This window comes from Rhizobium phaseoli (assembly GCF_003985125.1).
Taxonomy (GTDB): domain Bacteria; phylum Pseudomonadota; class Alphaproteobacteria; order Rhizobiales; family Rhizobiaceae; genus Rhizobium; species Rhizobium phaseoli.
Map to the genome: position 1 here is coordinate 1 of NZ_ML133586.1, position 15038 is coordinate 15038.

At 59.8% G+C, this 15038-nt stretch carries 15 protein-coding genes and 2 pseudogenes; 9 read left to right on the plus strand and 8 right to left on the minus strand.

The features are described from left to right. A pseudogene (locus tag EFD56_RS26055) lies at window positions 1-660 on the minus strand (transposase); the annotation flags it as partial. A 1253-nt stretch (window positions 661-1913) separates the two neighbouring features. Here EFD56_RS26055 and EFD56_RS33245 point away from each other — a divergent pair. The 3 genes from EFD56_RS33245 to EFD56_RS26075 all read left to right on the plus strand — a co-directional run bounded on the left by EFD56_RS33245 (window position 1914) and on the right by EFD56_RS26075 (window position 5170). Further along, a complete protein-coding gene (locus EFD56_RS33245) occupies window positions 1914-3047 on the plus strand; it encodes a phosphoribosyltransferase domain-containing protein (protein WP_011053330.1) in 1134 nt (377 codons plus the stop codon). 114 nt (window positions 3048-3161) lie between these two features. After that, window positions 3162-4262 (plus strand): cysteine protease StiP domain-containing protein, encoded by a 1101-nt coding sequence (locus EFD56_RS26070; RefSeq protein ID WP_037145360.1) that lies wholly within the window; start codon window positions 3162-3164, stop codon window positions 4260-4262. 158 nt (window positions 4263-4420) lie between these two features. Next, window positions 4421-5170: an HAD family hydrolase gene (locus EFD56_RS26075; protein ID WP_004675991.1), complete on the plus strand. Its 750-nt coding sequence runs from the start codon at window positions 4421-4423 to the stop codon at window positions 5168-5170. Between the two features lie 270 nt (window positions 5171-5440). Here EFD56_RS26075 and EFD56_RS33605 read toward each other — a convergent pair. Beyond that, window positions 5441-5788 (minus strand): annotated as a pseudogene (locus EFD56_RS33605) (DUF4334 domain-containing protein); the annotation flags it as partial. Window positions 5789-6115: 327 nt separating this feature from the next. Between EFD56_RS33605 and EFD56_RS26085 the strand changes: the two are divergent. Further along, entirely contained in the window at window positions 6116-6373 is a 258-nt protein-coding gene (locus EFD56_RS26085; protein ID WP_018447059.1) for a hypothetical protein, read from the plus strand. Here the strand turns inward: EFD56_RS26085 and EFD56_RS26090 are convergent. Beyond that, on the minus strand, window positions 6370-6753 hold the full coding sequence (locus tag EFD56_RS26090; RefSeq protein ID WP_008534295.1) for a hypothetical protein: 384 nt from the start codon (window positions 6751-6753) through the stop codon (window positions 6370-6372). The two genes, EFD56_RS26085 and EFD56_RS26090, sit on opposite strands and share 4 nt — an antisense overlap. 459 nt (window positions 6754-7212) lie before the next feature. On the opposite strand from EFD56_RS26090, the gene EFD56_RS26095 reads away from it, so the two are divergent. Beyond that, the gene (locus EFD56_RS26095; protein WP_126906697.1) at window positions 7213-7710 is read left to right on the plus strand and encodes a helix-turn-helix domain-containing protein; all 498 of its coding nucleotides are present in this window, start codon (window positions 7213-7215) and stop codon (window positions 7708-7710) included. Window positions 7711-7714: 4 nt separating this feature from the next. Here EFD56_RS26095 and EFD56_RS26100 read toward each other — a convergent pair whose 3' ends face one another. Both EFD56_RS26100 and EFD56_RS26105 read right to left on the minus strand, forming a co-directional pair. Beyond that, a complete protein-coding gene (locus EFD56_RS26100) occupies window positions 7715-8128 on the minus strand; it encodes a hypothetical protein (RefSeq protein ID WP_008534291.1) in 414 nt (137 codons plus the stop codon). A 9-nt stretch (window positions 8129-8137) separates the two neighbouring features. Continuing rightward, the gene (locus EFD56_RS26105; protein ID WP_008534289.1) at window positions 8138-8686 is read right to left on the minus strand and encodes a hypothetical protein; all 549 of its coding nucleotides are present in this window, start codon (window positions 8684-8686) and stop codon (window positions 8138-8140) included. A gap of 254 nt (window positions 8687-8940) precedes the next feature. Here EFD56_RS26105 and EFD56_RS32785 point away from each other — a divergent pair, with 254 nt between their 5' ends. The 4 genes from EFD56_RS32785 to EFD56_RS26120 all read left to right on the plus strand — a co-directional run bounded on the left by EFD56_RS32785 (window position 8941) and on the right by EFD56_RS26120 (window position 13068). Further along, window positions 8941-9099, plus strand: coding sequence for a hypothetical protein (locus tag EFD56_RS32785; protein ID WP_004672595.1), 159 nt, complete (start codon window positions 8941-8943; stop codon window positions 9097-9099). Between the two features lie 169 nt (window positions 9100-9268). Next, the gene (locus EFD56_RS26110; protein WP_225882925.1) at window positions 9269-10156 is read left to right on the plus strand and encodes a SctD/MshK family protein; all 888 of its coding nucleotides are present in this window, start codon (window positions 9269-9271) and stop codon (window positions 10154-10156) included. 23 nt (window positions 10157-10179) lie between these two features. Next, window positions 10180-12111, plus strand: a complete 1932-nt coding sequence (locus EFD56_RS26115) for a flagellar biosynthesis protein FlhA (RefSeq protein WP_008534277.1) — start codon at window positions 10180-10182, stop codon at window positions 12109-12111. Window positions 12112-12153: 42 nt separating this feature from the next. Then, on the plus strand, window positions 12154-13068 hold the full coding sequence (locus tag EFD56_RS26120) for a pectate lyase (RefSeq protein ID WP_046977186.1): 915 nt from the start codon (window positions 12154-12156) through the stop codon (window positions 13066-13068). Between the two features lie 60 nt (window positions 13069-13128). On the opposite strand, the gene EFD56_RS26125 is transcribed toward EFD56_RS26120, so the two are convergent. Genes EFD56_RS26125 through EFD56_RS26135 form a run of 3 tightly spaced genes read right to left on the minus strand, consistent with a single transcriptional unit; the run spans window position 13129 to window position 15002 of the window. Next, window positions 13129-13926 carry an EscU/YscU/HrcU family type III secretion system export apparatus switch protein gene (locus tag EFD56_RS26125; protein WP_046977185.1) on the minus strand — a complete coding sequence of 266 codons (798 nt, stop codon included), beginning with the start codon at window positions 13924-13926 and terminating at the stop codon, window positions 13129-13131. Next, window positions 13913-14722 (minus strand): EscT/YscT/HrcT family type III secretion system export apparatus protein, encoded by an 810-nt coding sequence (locus EFD56_RS26130; RefSeq protein WP_046977184.1) that lies wholly within the window; start codon window positions 14720-14722, stop codon window positions 13913-13915. The genes EFD56_RS26125 and EFD56_RS26130 overlap by 14 nt, the downstream gene beginning before the upstream one ends. A gap of 10 nt (window positions 14723-14732) precedes the next feature. After that, window positions 14733-15002 carry a flagellar biosynthetic protein FliQ gene (locus tag EFD56_RS26135; protein ID WP_046977183.1) on the minus strand — a complete coding sequence of 90 codons (270 nt, stop codon included), beginning with the start codon at window positions 15000-15002 and terminating at the stop codon, window positions 14733-14735. Window positions 15003-15038 lie beyond the last annotated feature (36 nt).

The following is a 15038-nucleotide window of genomic DNA, read 5'->3' on the forward strand; positions in this document are numbered from 1 at the left end:
CTCTTTCCAGCATGCGCGAGCACGTTCCTCATGAAGTGAACCCGGCACCTTTGCCAAGTGGCATTGAGAACCTTGGAAACGGCAGCCTTGATGCCCTCATGTGCATCAGAGACAACCAACTTCACCCCGCGTAGACCGCGGCGCGTTAGCCTGCGGAGGAATTCCGTCCAGATCGGTTCGGCCTCCGAGGTGCCAACTTCCATACCCAGGACCTCGCGCCGACCGTCGCTGTTGACGCCCACCGCGATAATGACGGCGACTGAGACGATGCGGCCGCCACGCCGGACCTTGAGATAGGTCGCGTCCACCACAGGTCGTCGACAGAACGGGTCGAGATTCCCTGGATATACGCTTCCTGGATAACGGCCGTCAGAGCTTTCTCTGCCATGCGGCGCGGTTCAAGGAAGCTCGGAAAGTAGCTGCCTTTGCGCAGCTTCGGAATGCGAAGCTCCACGGTGCCAGCCCGCGTCTCCCGATGTCACGGTAGCCATTGCGTTGAGTGAGCCGCATCGAGTTCTTCACACCGAAGTCTGCACCCGTAGCCGAGCCTACTTCCAGCTCCATCAGCCGCTCGGCAGCAAGACCGATCATCTCACGCAACAAATCTGCATCGGCACTCTTCTCAACAAGGGAGCGCACGTTCATCATGTCATTGGTCATCGGTGATCTTTCCGTCAGGTTGGTCTTGAACAACCCGACCCTAGCGGAAAACACTGATGGCCGCCCGCAAAGCCGATCACCCGCTACAGCGCAGCGAGAAGCGCGCGGGCACTCGGCTTTACTCCCTCCCGTCAGCTACACCAGGTGCTGGGACACGATCCGCGTGCCGGTTGCTCACACCGCGCCACTTGGCGTATTCAAAACCGCCGAGGCTTTAATCGCCGCTGGATGAAAGTTCAGTGGCAGGTCACGCAGGCTCAAGACCCTCAAGGGCCTCACACTACGAGTTCGTCTGCAAGACATAGACTTCGCAGCCTGAACGTTTCACCCTCGATCCGCTCCATGAAAATGCCGGGACTGAACAACGACGGCTGAGTGCAGGCATCAAGACTTAAGTCTGTCGTAAAGCAGACAAAGCGAATACAAACGTGGTGCGAACTGTCGGCTATTGGCTGACACGAAGATGCAGAACCCTCGACGTGCTGGAGGTGCCCCAGGCACCTGCTATCATCGCAGGTTGGGGCCAAGGCTGGCCTGCTCTGATCCCCGGTAGTGGGCGGGGTACACCCTGCCGATTTCAATGAAGCTACGCCTTTTTTCCCGGCTGATCTCGTCCACCGTTCAAAGGCCCCACCGCCACGTCAGCAGCGTTTAGGCGAATATACGCTCCAGCATCTCTCTTAACTGCAGCGCTTCGCCGCCATCTGAGGTTTCGCGACCGCACGCGCTTGCCATGGCAGGTCCCGCAATCCGTCGCCCAAAGCCGTTATGGATGCAATACGAAATTTCCCGGCAATCTGGACATCTGCCGCGTGAGACCTGGAATGCAATATTCGAGTTCTGGTGCCTATTCAGCTCGCATTCGTGCTGCATGTCCGAGTGGCACGTCCCTTGCTTCACTTCATGCTACTGATTCACCGCAGAGAGCGAGGATGAACTGACGTAAACTCTATTTCTATCGCCCCAGTCGCTTTGTCGGAGATGGGTCACGAGCCGCATCGACGGGGCAGGAAGGCCTCAGATCGGGATTTAGCCCCAACGAAGCTGAAACCAGGGAGGCGCTCGCGCCGTGCTGGCCTTCGCGCCAAGGGCCGGCGAATTCTCCTGCGATATCGTGGCGCGGATGCACTCTGAGCCTCGAGAGGTAAGTGCTACCCTGCTCGTCAACGAGACGCCAATGAGCGTGCGGCGTCACAGAAACATATGGGACGGATTTTTTCCACGGTAAACGTCCGTACTTTCGAAAGCTGGCAATGGTGAATCCTTCAACATACTCTGCGCAACTCGCCGACGGCACTATCTCGGTTCACGTGGATCGAAGCCTTGTACCCCCCATCGAGATGTTCGGCTTCGGGCAGCGAATCAACCCGAACCGCTCGTTTCTGTTTGTTTCCAAGGTTCTTGGTCGATTCCTGCCGATCCGCCCTTCGGTCATGGGAAATGCATTCGACCTCCTTGCACGTCAGATTCCTGCCGATATTCCTGGTCCGGTTTTGTTCATCGGAATAGCCGAAGCGGGCATTGGCCTTGGTGCGGGTGTCCATCGGCGGTTCCGCGAACTCACTGGTCGCGGCGATGCAATATATATCTGCTCCACTCGCCATGATCTTAAACTGCCGCTGCTGTGCGAATTTGAGGAAGAGCATAGCCATGCCCCGCGGCACCTCCTGCACGAACCATGCGAGGCAAGGCTCCGCGACTTGGTTCATGGTGCGACCGGCTTGGTACTCGTTGACGATGAGGCTTCGACAGGTAAGACATTTGCCAACATCTTCGCTGCCCTTCCCGCAAAAATTCGTTTGAAGCTGAAGCACACAGTCCTACTTACGCTTACCGACTGGTCAGAAGGCGCTGCCCGCGCGGAGATCACGGGAACAGTCAGTGAGGCTACTATCGTTTCCGGACGGTACAGTTGGACTCCGCGTGGGGATTTCACGGCAGCTACTCCGCAGGTCCCTTCCTGTGACCGTCCTAAGCGGCCCGAGGTCTGTCCCGACGTCGCTCGAGACTGGGCGCGTCTCGGCGTCGTCGATCACTTGCAGGGTCTCAATGCAAACGCTGCCGATGACGGGATTACCCTCGTACTCGGAACGGGCGAACACGTGTGGCAGCCCTTCCTGCTTGCGGAGCGCTTGGAAAAGGAGGGCGCTGAGGTTTTCTATTCATCCGTGACGCGTTCCCCCCTGTCGAAAGGCCACGCGATCGGTTCAGTACTTTCGTTCTCCGACAACTACGGCGGAACGGTTCCACATTACCTCTACAACGTCGATCCAGCGCTGTACTCGAAAATTATACTCTGCTCGGAGACAGGCCCGGAAAATGTCTGTGCCAGCCTGATGTCCGCACTGGGCGATCCCATTGTCCTTTCAGACGTAGAAGGTGAATGAAGCCGCCTTAGGCCATGCGGTCTGCCGCTTCGAAATCGGCTCACTCGATCGGACATTTCCGCCAGTCCACGGCGACACAACACTGCTGTCGCGTTATCTAAGGACATCACTCCCATGGGGGATACCTATGACAGCATCGCCTCCCCTGCCACACTGGGCTCCTACGCCGAATACGACGTGACGCTCCTTCTCAAGAAAGTGGATATTCAGCCTACTGACACGGCCACGAGGGAAGAGGCCATCCAATCCGGGCGGCGGCATTACTCGGAAATGATTTCCGCCGAGATGGCCCCGACCCGCGAATACATGGAGCTGTTTGCTAAGGCCATGGCCACTGGTGGCCCGCGCATGGGCGCCGAGACGGCACGCCTCGCCCTCGCGATCGTGCAGTCGGTCGAGGGTCCTATTACCCTTGTCAGTTTGGTCCGCGCCGGCGTGCCCTTCGGCATCCTACTCAAGAGGGCCATCGCCTTACTCGGCCGGGACGTCGGACACTACGGGTTGTCGATCATTCGCGACAAGGGCGTTGACGACGAGGCTATGCGCCACATTCTTGCCAGGCGTCCTGTCGAGAGCATCGTCTTCGTAGATAGCTGGACGGGCAAAGGAGCAATTGCGAACCAACTCGAAAAGAGCTTCAAGGACTACTCAGACCGACCTGCGCGGCTAGTTGTATTGGCCGACCCCTGCGGCTGCGCATGGCTCGCCGCATCGGGCGACGACTGGCTTATTCCCTCCGGAATGCTAGGATGCACCGTATCCGGGCTTATCAGCCGCTCGATCCTCAACGCTGCCCTCGTCGGTCCCGGTGACTTCCACGCCTGCGTCCAGTGGGATAATCTCGCGGAACACGATATTTCCCGATCATTCGTGGATGGTATGTGGAATGATGTCTCCACTGTGATTGCAACCGAAATCCCGAGCGTCTGGAGTATCGAGACCCGCCGGGCGCATCGCGATGCCGCCGCCGCTGCCGTCGCCTGGGTGATGGGGGAGGACGCCGTAACGAACATCAACCGAGTAAAGCCGGGCATTGCGGAGGCGACCAGGGCCATCCTGCGACGTGTGCCGGAAAAGGTGTACGTCTCGTCGCCAACCGATCCAGAACTCGCGGCCCTCATGTACCTGATCGACAACAAAGGCGTCCCGTATGTCGTCTCCCCTAGAAAGATCGCCCCCTACCGCGCCGTCACGCTGATCCGGCACGTCTCCTAATCTCCACGTATGTCTACTTACGAGCTCGGCGCGCAGGTCAAGGAAACTGAGATGTGACAAATTCCGTATCGTAAAATTCATTGCCAATGGAGAATCCGCGAAAGCTCACATCTGGCAATCGATCAGATATTTAACCAGTCGCATTTTGGAGTACGCATATGAAGCCCATTGCTCTGGTGGACCTCGACGACACCTTGTTTCAAACCAAGAAAAAGATACCGGAGATTGCGGAAGCCGATCTGGTATTGGCGTCCAAATCCATTAATGGAAGCAACTCCTATATGACGAAGATTCAAGCTGCCTTTGTCGAGTGGCTGCTCGTCTCCACGGAGGCCATCCCGGTTACGGCGCGCGGCTCTGAGGCTCTTTCGCGCGTTACGATCGCGTTTGAAAGCTACTCAATCGTATCGAACGGTGCCGTCATCCTCAAAAAGGACGGCAAGCCTGACGCCGAATGGCATGAGGTCGTCGCAAGGGAGCTCCGGCCGCTTGCCGGCTTTTTCGATAAGCTCCTCGATGAGGGCAGGACCAAGGCGAGGGAACTTGGCGTCCACATCCGGTGCTGGTCGGTGATGGAAGCTGATCTCGCGACATATGTTGTCTTCAAAGAGATTGACGGAGACGGCTCACGCCTTGAAGAGATTGTGCCGATCATTCGAGAAAAACGGGGTTGGGTTCGACACCACAACGGCAATAACCTTGCGCTAGTTCCGCCTGCGATCTCAAAACGGGTGGCCTCACAATTTCTGCTCAAAAAGCTTCGGACGGAGCATCCAGGTCGCCCAGTGATCGGCTACGGTGACAGTGTGAGCGACTTCTCCTACCTGTCCCTCTGCGACTGGTGGGGCGCTCCGGGTAACTCTCAAATGACAGACCTTGTCGTTTCCGCTGTTGCGCGTGAGAGATAGGTGACACGCGTACTGCGAACGTGGTGATATGTGAGGAGGGTGCAGGAATGATCCTGCACCTCCAGTCTTTCAGTAGAAACTTCCTATGGGTAAAACGCCGCGCCATATCGCGGTAAGAACCATGGCAAGCGCGGCGAGGATCGCGAGATTCCCGTCGGCTTTTACCACGAGTACGTAGAGCTTGTATTTCAGCATGATATGACCTTTCGATGAGCTCATTAGGAACTGCCGTCTCGACGGTTCGTGCCTTACTTGCGCAGAGCGAAATTTCGCGCCCATGATCCTCTCGGCGTCGATCCGCCGGAAATGGTCGACGATGGGTTGATCGTCATAGACCATGGCCGCGCTCTTGACGCAGCCGAACATCATGGCCTTCAAAGACGCGACCGGGCCCTCGCCCGCAGCCGGCGCTGGAGATAGGAAAACTTGGTTGCTTGCCACACGCGTCCTGTCGATCTTATAAAAACGCAACGTTAGCCGAAGCGGGATCCATTTGGGATCCACGGCAACCAGCCGCCGGTCTCCCGCTCGAAACAGCAGCACATCGGCGCGCATGTCCGGCGTGAACCGTTTGCCGAACCAGCCAAGATCTTCGAGCACACCATCGAACGATGCCCCGTCGATTGGCGACTGTCTATCCATTCAAGCGGCCAGTGCGGCTGCTCGGCGTCACGCTTTCAACGCTGACGACCTCCGATCGGCAATGCACGACCCCAGTCCCAACTTGATCTCGGGCTCTGACGGCCCATCGCCCCGAAATAGAAAAGCCTGCCGCGGGAGGAGGTGCGGCAGGCTTTCCTAAAAGAACCGAACGGCGACCTGGGAGGAGGAGTGCCGCTGTTCCCACAGACGTCCCTTTGGGAGGAGGAGTGGGCCGTCTAAACTTCGAAGCGTTGCGGGAGGAAGCATCGCTTCGATGAAAATAGCAATACTCGGGCCAGCGCCATGAAGCCAGCGTCTATGTTGCACTGCAGCTATGCACCCGCCGCAACAATCGGCAGGACATCGAGCATTCCTACCCCTGATTTTGTCGGCGGCTCTGCCGCTGTTACAGAGTGGAACCGCTACAACGTCAATTTCGATATCGAAAGCCCCAAGAAGGCCGTGACAGTTCGCGGCGGCCCTGCCGTCATGGAAAGTAGCGCCGCTGGAGACGGTGGCCGGCAGCTAAGCTGGATCGGTGCGGTTCGCGACAGTCATTAGGGGACACCCGGTGACAGACAGTATGAAGTGGCAGTCGCTCCCAGAAGCGCAAGATGTTCTGCGGGTATGTTTTCACCGTTAAGACCCGGCTGTACAATCCCGATCCGGTACTCGATGAACTTGCGTCGGGCAGCCTTTCGAAGCGTGGCCAAGTCATTCAGGCTGCCTCGAATGAAACGGGCCCGGCCCTTAAGATGTGATGTTTCTCTCACGGTCAGGTGGTTGATGAGGTTCTTCAAGCTCCATGTCCCCTTCACCCCCTTCTGTGCTTGACCGCAAACGAGGTAAAGATCGTCCGCCCGGCGCCCCATTACTGCCTGCGAGTATTTCAGATGCCAGAGAAGTACGGTGACGGTATCGTCCGTCTCCTCGATCGCCACGACGTCCGCGCTCTCCCAGGTGTCATCGTCATCTCTTCCGGGAGAGTGGGCAGACAATCCTCGCAATGGGCGTTCCGCTGATCGCACCTCCTTTGGTTTTCTGACCACTTTACCGCCCGAAGCGTGACCTCTCGCTTTTGAGGCAAGTGTCCGAGCGTAAAGCGAAGCTATTGAATCTTGTAAAGAATTCGGTTGCGCAGCGGGCGGATTCCCGCTATCTTTTTCGATAGGGCAGTACGCGCTGCCCTGGGGTGTGGAAACCCCTACACGTGGTTGATGCCGGCCGTAACGGCATCACACTCCTTGACCTTCGGTCGAGGAGCCTGTGGCGTATGTCCAGGTTCCTCGGAACTAAAGGCCACAGGACCGTCGTGTACGGTTTCCAACTCCCCGATCAGTGGGTTTAGCGAGTTTTCAGCGGGGGCGCACCGCGTGAAACTCTCCATCGGGGTGTCCACCATGAAGCGCTATGCAGCAGCACAGGTCCGGACTTCGAGGCCTGCGCAAGCCGAACAGTCGAATGTAGCGCGCGAGTTGGTGCATCCAGTTGATCGGCATGTCGGACAGCAAATCCGTATCCGCCGAATGCAGTCGAATGTGTCCCTGGGGGATCTCGGCGCTGGCATCGGGGTCAGTTTGCAGCAGGTGCAAAAATATGAAAGCGGTAAGAACCGCGTCAGCGCCTCGATGCTCTACGAGCTTGCCAATTGCCTCAAGATCCCTGTTTCGAGGTTTTTCGAAGGCCTTCCAGATCCCGAAACCCTTCAGGGCCAGCAATTCATAACAGAGATCGATGAGAAGATTGCCTACATTTCCACGGCGGAGGGACGGCGTCTGATAGACGACGTTTTGCTCCTTTCCCCGCGTGTGCGCAGCCGCGTCGTTGCCCTCGTCAGCTCGATTGTCGATGAAGAGATGGAAGAACAGAAGCCGGTTGGTTCATCTGCTGGTTCTTAGCTCCCTACCGGTCGATTTTCTCCGCTGCTTCAAGCGAAAATTCGACGCGCAATACCGCCTTCTGTGCTCGCGAAAAATCGGCGGCGACGTGTTCTGCCCGCTCTTGCGCGGCGCGCCGGGCGGCTTTGTGTTGCGCAAGCGATAGGCCGGCATCGGCTTCATGGCTGCGCAATACGGATTGTCGCATCAGCGCGTCCTGAAGCTCGGCGGCGGCGATGACACCACTCTTGCGCAATACGTCGACGACAGGATTGCCGGCGGCCCGGCTTGCCGCGATGTCGAGCGCTTCGGAGGCTTTCGTTTCCCGCTCCCGCGCGCTTTCGGCATCCGCCCGCGCCTCGGAGAGGCTGCGGGAAAGATTGTCCGCCCGCAGGCTGCGGATCTGCAGCAACTGCCTGAGAGATTTCAACGCCTTCATATCAGCCGCTCAGGCACCGTTGTTCGTCGTCAGGATTTCCAGCTGGCCGCCCTTGATGACCTTGATGCTGTCGGCTTGCTGCCGGCTCAGCACGTCTTCGACGGCCTTGGTGAAGACGGCGGGCCCGCGCACCAGCACCAAGCCGCTGGCGGGATCTTCACGCAGCGCATCGTCCGGCAGCAGCGGGAACAGCGCGCGAATGGCGTTTTGCTCGGTCTTCCAGCTGCGGCCGCCGCGATCGAGGACAACGGTGGAGACCTCCTGCTTCGGCGCGATGATGATGCGGCTGCCGTCATAGGCGACGAAGAGATTGCTGGCATCGCCAAGCTTGACAAAGGCCTTGGCTCCGCTTTCCCGGACGGACCAGTGCTCGACCTTGCCGCTCAGCGTCCCGACTGTCGTGACCGGGATGCCGGACATGAAGGACAGCGTCTGGACGACATCGCCAAGCGGCAGGGAGACGACATCCAGGCGCACCTCCCGCTCGCTGGCGCCGGCCGGTGGAGGAAAGGAGGCCAGCAGTCCGATAGCGGCCATGTAAACAAAACGCGCAAACATCTGAGTTTACCTCACGATCCGGATATCGCCCGACAACTAATGAACGAATGAAGGCAGGGGCTGCGAAATCCAATCTATTAATAATTATCTGATCTACTGTTGCAGATCATCGGTCCCCTGGGAACAGGACGGATATCCATTTCGCGCATTTGTTGTACATATCGCGAATTAATAACTTTTTAACATAAGCTATTGAATTCGATCTTGAATTCTGCAAGGCTCTGGCCGCCAAAACCATGCAAGGAGTTCAAGACATGGCTAGTACTTCGACACTTGATGCGGGCATCGGCTCGGCGATTTCCGCCTTCAAGTCGGCCCAGAACGAAGCGACCGAGCAGAGCCTGAAGGTTGCAACCGAAATCACCAAGATCAACGGCGTCGCAAACGCCATCAAGAAGATCGGCCCAGGCTGATTGAAACAATGGCGAGACGGGTTCGCCCGTCTCGCTTCCCCGCTCTCGAAGACAATAAAAGCCGCTCGACGGACGGTTCGGGAACAAGATGGTTATGGATCTAGATTCCTCTTCGCCGACATTCAGAGGTAACGCCGGCAACGCTGCGTCAGGCAGCGGCGGACCGGTCTTGCGCATCACGCGTGCCGGGCGCAGCTCCAATCTGCCGCTGACGGCGGAGCGGCAGGTGGTCGGCGGCAGCGCCGATTGCGACCTGATCATCCTCGGCGCCAAACCAGAACCCGCCTTTGCCATCAGTTTGCAGCGCTCCCGCGGCTCCGACACGGTGTCGTTGACCGCGCTGCGGGATGACGTCGTGATCAACGGTCGTTCCATCCCACGCGATCGGACGATGACCCTTACGAAGAGGCAGACCATCTCCTTCGACGGCACGGCCTGCGAACTCGAAGGTCTCGGCGCCGGGCGCGTGCGGTTCGCGCCACGCCGGATTGCGGCTGCCGGCCTTCTCGGGCTGGCGGCGTTGCTTTTGCTGGCCGGGCTTTACAACAGCGATGCGCCGGCTCACGAAGCCCCGCTCGTCAGGGTTTCCGCCGCGCCGGAACCGGCGCCGTCATCGGCGGCAATTGCTGCCGAAATCCGCCAGGTCATTCGTATGGCTCAGCTTCCCCAAGATCTGAGCATCGTCGCCACCGCCGACGAAATTCGCATCGGCGAAGGATCGCGCCCTCTCTGCCTGCCCGACAAGGCCAAGCTGCGCAGCATCATCGCCTCGATGAGCCGGCGCGGTTCCGTTTCCATCGTCGATCTCACCGCCCTCTCTTCCGGTCTCGACGGCTTCGTCGCCGCCGCCGGCTATACGCCCGTCAGATTCATCATCGGCTCCGACGGCCGCCGCTACGAGGAAGGCGATGTCGTTTCGAGCGGCTGGCGGATCAAGGAGATCGGCAAAGACCAGATGACCGTTTCCCGCGACAGTGAGGACGATACGGTCAATTTCGCCCCCGCCGGCAGTGCCGAGCCGAAGCTCGCCGAAATTTCCAGCAGCGAACAAGAATAGGCGATGGCGTCGGAAGCCGGATCATGAAGGTAAGGTCATCCGCCATCGCCATGCTTGCGCAACGCACCGATATGCTGCTTGCGGTGTTTTTCGCCTCCGTCGTGACGATGCTGGTGCTGCCGCTTCCGACAATCGTTCTGGACGTGCTGATCGCTTTCAATCTCTCCTTCGCTTTCGTGGTGCTGATCACCACGACCTATCTGAAGAGCGTGCTTGAAATCTCGACCTTTCCCGCGGTCATTCTGATCGGCACGCTGTTCCGCCTGGCCTTGACGATTTCCTCGACCCGGCTCGTGCTGGCGGACGCCGATGCCGGCGAGATCATCATGGCCTTCGGCGATTTCGTCGTTGCGGGAAATGTCGTCGTCGGGCTGATCATTTTCCTGATCGTGGCGCTGGTGCAGTTCATCGTGGTGACGAAGGGCGCCGAGCGCATCGCCGAGGTCGGCGCGCGTTTCACGCTCGACGCCATGCCCGGCAAGCAGCTCGCCATCGACAGCGACCTGCGTAACGGCCATATCACCACGGAAGCCGCGCAGAAGCGCCGGTCGCGCCTCGAACAGGAGAGCCAGTTCTTCGGGGCGATGGACGGCGCGATGCGCTTCGTCAAGGGCGATGCGGTCGCAGGATTGGTGATCGTCGCCGTCAATCTCATCGGCGGCCTGGCGATCGGTATCTTCCAGAAGGGCCTGAGCTTCGCCGAGGCCGCCCATCTCTATACGCTGCTGTCGATCGGCGACGGTCTGGTGTCGCAGATCCCGTCCATTCTGATGGCAGTCTCGGCCGGTATCGTCGTGACCCGCGTGTCCGATGACGGCAACGGCAGTCTCGGCAGCGATATCGGCCGCGAACTCTTCCGGGAGCCCCGTGCATTGGCGATTGCGGCGGCGCTGACGATCTGCGCGGGCTTCGTGCCGGGATTTCCCACAGGCGTGCTCGGCGCGATCGGCCTGTGTCTGGCGGGCCTTGCCTTCATGGTGCATCGCCGGCGCGCCGGCCCAGCCGCGGCCGGATCGGCAAATGCCGTGGAAAGCGCCAATTCCTATCCGCTCGACAGGACGAAATATGGCGATCCCGTCATCGCCACCGTCGCGGTGGAAACGCTGGCGCGGCTTGAGGCGATGCGACTCGGCGAAATGCTGGACGGGCGGATCCGCATGGCGGCGCGCGCCGTCGGCGTCTCCGTGACGGTGCCGACGTTCAACGCCGATCCCCGCATGGCCGAGGATCTGATCCACCTTCAGGTCGAAAACGTGCCCGCCGGTCTCGTCAGCTGCGGTCCCGAACGGACGGCCGAACAGATTGCCGACGACATCGTGCGCATCGTCCGCCGCCATATCGGCGCCCTGTTCAGCGTCGACGACGCGGCACAATGGCTGGGCAGCCTCGAACCGCGTCTCGGCAAACTGGCGATCGACGTCGCCACCCAGGTGCCGCTGATGCTGACGGTCGCGGTCGTCAGACGCCTGCTGGATTCCGGCGTGACGCTTTCCCAGCCGCGCGGACTGCTGGAAGTGATGCTGCACGCCGGCACCGATCACGCGCCGGATGCCCTGGCCGAAATGGCGCGCGCCGCGCTGGTCAAGCAGATCGCCTTCGGGCTTCTCGACCGGCGCGGATTGCTGCCGGCGCTGGTGCTTCCCGCCGAATGGGACCACTTCATCCGCTCCTATGACGCCGCTGGAGCGACCGAGAAGATCGAGATAGCCGAAAGGCTGCGCCTGCTGGCCGAGAAAGCCAGGCAGGCTCTCGAGGACGCCAACGAGCGGGGATACGATCCCATCATCATCGTGCCGGGCGAGTGGCGCCTGCTCACCCAGACGCTGATGATCCACCACAACTGCCGCATTCCGGTGCTGGCGGCGGAGGAGATCGACAGGGATATAACGATCGAAACCATCGGAGAGATCGGGCAAATCCGGAACGCTGCCGGCTCCAAACAAAGGCCGGGCTGATAGAGCAAGTGAAGTAGACGAGACCAACTGGGGATGAATGCAATGTGTGGCGTAGATGGACAAAGGCCCATAGACTTCGACAGAACCTCCCGTTTCGACCTTGAGTCCGATTGCCTTGGCGGCAGCAATAGGGCCGACACGGATTTCACCGCCATCCGAACCCGCAAGGTCTCGCCCTTCGAAGATTTCTCCGGCAACCCGCCGACGCTGACCTCCTATGTGCCGAAGTCGCGGGAAACGTCGGAAAACGGCATGGATTCCGACCCCAAGGATCTGCTGCGCAAGCACATCAACTGGCAATCCCACTCCAAGAAGGTGGATCCATCCGACGAGAAACAGGCCACGACTTTGCAGACCACGACGGAAAAACCCGACCTCTCGAAAGAGGGCAGCGTCATCGTCGTCAACGAGCCGATCGTCGTGGATGGCGGCGTGTTCGACGGCAAGGGCGCGACCTATACGGCCTCGTCCAAGCTCGGCGATGGCGGCCAGTCCGAAACCCAATCGCCGCTGTTCATTCTCAAGAACGGCGCCACGCTCAAGAATGTCGATCTCGGCGAGAATGGCGCCGACGGCATTCACGTCTATGGCGGCGCGACGCTCGAAAACGTCAATTGGCAGAATGTCGGCGAGGATGCGCTGACGGTAAAAAGCGCCGGCGACGTCACTATTATCGGTGGCTCCGCCAAGGGCGCGACCGACAAGATCTTCCAGATCAATGCCGACACGAGGTTCTATCTGAAGGATTTCGTCGCTGACGGCTTTACCACGCTCGTGCGCACCAACGGCGGCAAGCAGATCGACGCCGACGTCACCATCGATGGCGGGGCGTTCTCCCACGGCAGCAACGTCTTCCGCACCGACAGCTCACTTGCCAGCGTGACGTTCCTCTCCGATATCACGCTGGACGATGTGAAGAACTGGACGCGTGTAGGTGACAACCAATCGGGCGTCTGAGACGCCCGACCACCGGAACCGCAAAGCGAAGATCAAGCGGGCGGCTTAGGCTCCCGCTTTTCATTGCCGGCCTGGTCCTTGCCTGCGCGGCGGGCTGCTGCGCATTTCCGCGCCGATTTGCCGGCGCGCCGATTTCAGCTTCGGGTCGCCCTGGGTATCCTTGTATTCGCGCCGCGCCTCGGTCTTGGTCATGCGGTGTTCGTGCCTGAACAGCGCGCGCGAAATGCGGATATCGAAAAAGGCCGCCGCCACCATGATGCCGGCGGCAATGACGAGGATCGAGCCGAGGAGATGGGCTGTCGTGGAGAGCGTGCATGCTTCTCCGCAAAGAGGCGACCAGAAGATGCTGTTGAGGAAATAGAGGATCGCACCGCCGCCGGCGGCGGCGAGCAGGACAAACTTGACGAGCCCCTTGACGAACTCGGCGATGCTCGCGAGCGAAAAAAGCCTCTTGATGCCCTCGAACGGATTGAGCCGGGTGAAATCGAAGCTCATATGTTTGAACGATACGGGAAACCCCTGCCCGTCGAGGATCGACACCAGGATGGTCGCGGCAAGACCCATGGCAAGCGGCAGCCACATGAGATCGAGCAGCGCCACGCCGGTTTCGCTCAAGCCGACAGTGACGGCGTCGGAGAGGTCGGCCCGCGCGGCGGACTGCAGGCCGCTATCGAAACTGCGGGTGAAATCCTCGAGGATATCAGGCAAGCCCCAGGTGACGTAGACGGCGATGGCAAGAACGGAGATCGCAACCGGGATTTCCTTCGAGCGGGGAACCTGGCCCTCGCGGCGGAGCCGATCGAGCTTCACCCGGCTCGGCGGCAGGGTTTTTTCTTCGGTATCGTCATTTTTGGCCATGGGTCACCTCCAGCATGGCTTTCACCTCGTTGAATCCGTCGATCCAGAGATCGTGGAAATAGCTGGAGATAAAGGCCGTGTAGATGACGAGAATGACCACGACCGCGAAGTTCTTGATGGCCGGCAGGCTATCGTTCAGCGGGAATTGTTTCGACGAGCGGCCAACGAAGGCCAGCGACAATTCGAGCGCGCAGGTGACGATCATGAACGGGGCGGCAAGCAATCCGGCCGCTTTGAACAGCCGGCCGAATACACCGAGGATCATGTCGAGCGGATCGTCGGGCATGGCGGGCATGAGCTTGAAGAGCGGCCAGAACTCGAACGACTTGTAGAAAATCGCGACCAGATCGATGATGCCGCCGGCGCTGACGAAAATCACCAGGGCGATCGACATCATCAGCGAACCGAGCGGCGCGGTTTCCAGCGCGTTGATCTGGTCGAAGAGATTGGCGGCATTGGCACCGCGATAGACATCAGTCATATCACCCGCCGCCTGGGCCGCCCAGAAGGGAATGCCGAGCCCCATGCCGACAAGCGCCCCGAAGCAAAGTTCCTTCATCGAAAGGGCGGCCAGATCGAACCAGGACGTATCCCCCAGCGCCAGCGTCGAATAAGCGAAGGCGACGGAGGGCGCCGACAGGCCGATTGCGAGGCCGAAACGCAGGATGCCGACGATGCTGAACAGCGAGAAGATCGGGAAGATCAGCAGTATCCCGAGCGCGCGGGCGGCGCCGAGCATGGCTGCGGCCGGTGCCGCGACCTCGATGCCGACGAGCGGAAGATGATCCGGCCCCATCCGCCTCGCCTCACTGAACCATGGTCGGGAAGTCGTTGAGGATGTGAACGGAATGTTCGATCAGCGGCGTTGCCAACACCCGGCCGAACAGCAGCAGGGTGATGGAGATCACGAAAATCTTGACGATCTGCGCGATGGTCTGTTCCTGGATCTGCGTCGCCGCCTGGAAGATGGCGATGACGAGGCCGAGAAGTGCGGCAAGGCCCAGAATAGGGCCGGCCAAGGCGAAGGTCGCCATCACGGACATGCCGATTTCGGCTGCGACCTGATCCTCACCCATGACGGCAAGCCTTTCCGGTCTGCGCGGCAGGCACCC

Coding starts and splice junctions, on each gene's coding strand:
- EFD56_RS26120 (WP_046977186.1), top strand. CDS start 12,154: ATGTGTGGCGTAGATGGACAAAGGCCCATAGACTTCGACAGAACCTCC.
- EFD56_RS26130 (WP_046977184.1), bottom strand. CDS start 14,722: ATGGGGCCGGATCATCTTCCGCTCGTCGGCATCGAGGTCGCGGCACCG.
- EFD56_RS26075 (WP_004675991.1), top strand. CDS start 4,421: ATGAAGCCCATTGCTCTGGTGGACCTCGACGACACCTTGTTTCAAACC.
- EFD56_RS26115 (WP_008534277.1), top strand. CDS start 10,180: ATGAAGGTAAGGTCATCCGCCATCGCCATGCTTGCGCAACGCACCGAT.
- EFD56_RS26105 (WP_008534289.1), bottom strand. CDS start 8,686: ATGTTTGCGCGTTTTGTTTACATGGCCGCTATCGGACTGCTGGCCTCC.
- EFD56_RS26135 (WP_046977183.1), bottom strand. CDS start 15,002: ATGGGTGAGGATCAGGTCGCAGCCGAAATCGGCATGTCCGTGATGGCG.
- EFD56_RS26095 (WP_126906697.1), top strand. CDS start 7,213: ATGAAGCGCTATGCAGCAGCACAGGTCCGGACTTCGAGGCCTGCGCAA.
- EFD56_RS26070 (WP_037145360.1), top strand. CDS start 3,162: ATGGGGGATACCTATGACAGCATCGCCTCCCCTGCCACACTGGGCTCC.
- EFD56_RS33245 (WP_011053330.1), top strand. CDS start 1,914: ATGGTGAATCCTTCAACATACTCTGCGCAACTCGCCGACGGCACTATC.
- EFD56_RS32785 (WP_004672595.1), top strand. CDS start 8,941: ATGGCTAGTACTTCGACACTTGATGCGGGCATCGGCTCGGCGATTTCC.
- EFD56_RS26100 (WP_008534291.1), bottom strand. CDS start 8,128: ATGAAGGCGTTGAAATCTCTCAGGCAGTTGCTGCAGATCCGCAGCCTG.
- EFD56_RS26125 (WP_046977185.1), bottom strand. CDS start 13,926: ATGGCCAAAAATGACGATACCGAAGAAAAAACCCTGCCGCCGAGCCGG.
- EFD56_RS26085 (WP_018447059.1), top strand. CDS start 6,116: ATGAAGCCAGCGTCTATGTTGCACTGCAGCTATGCACCCGCCGCAACA.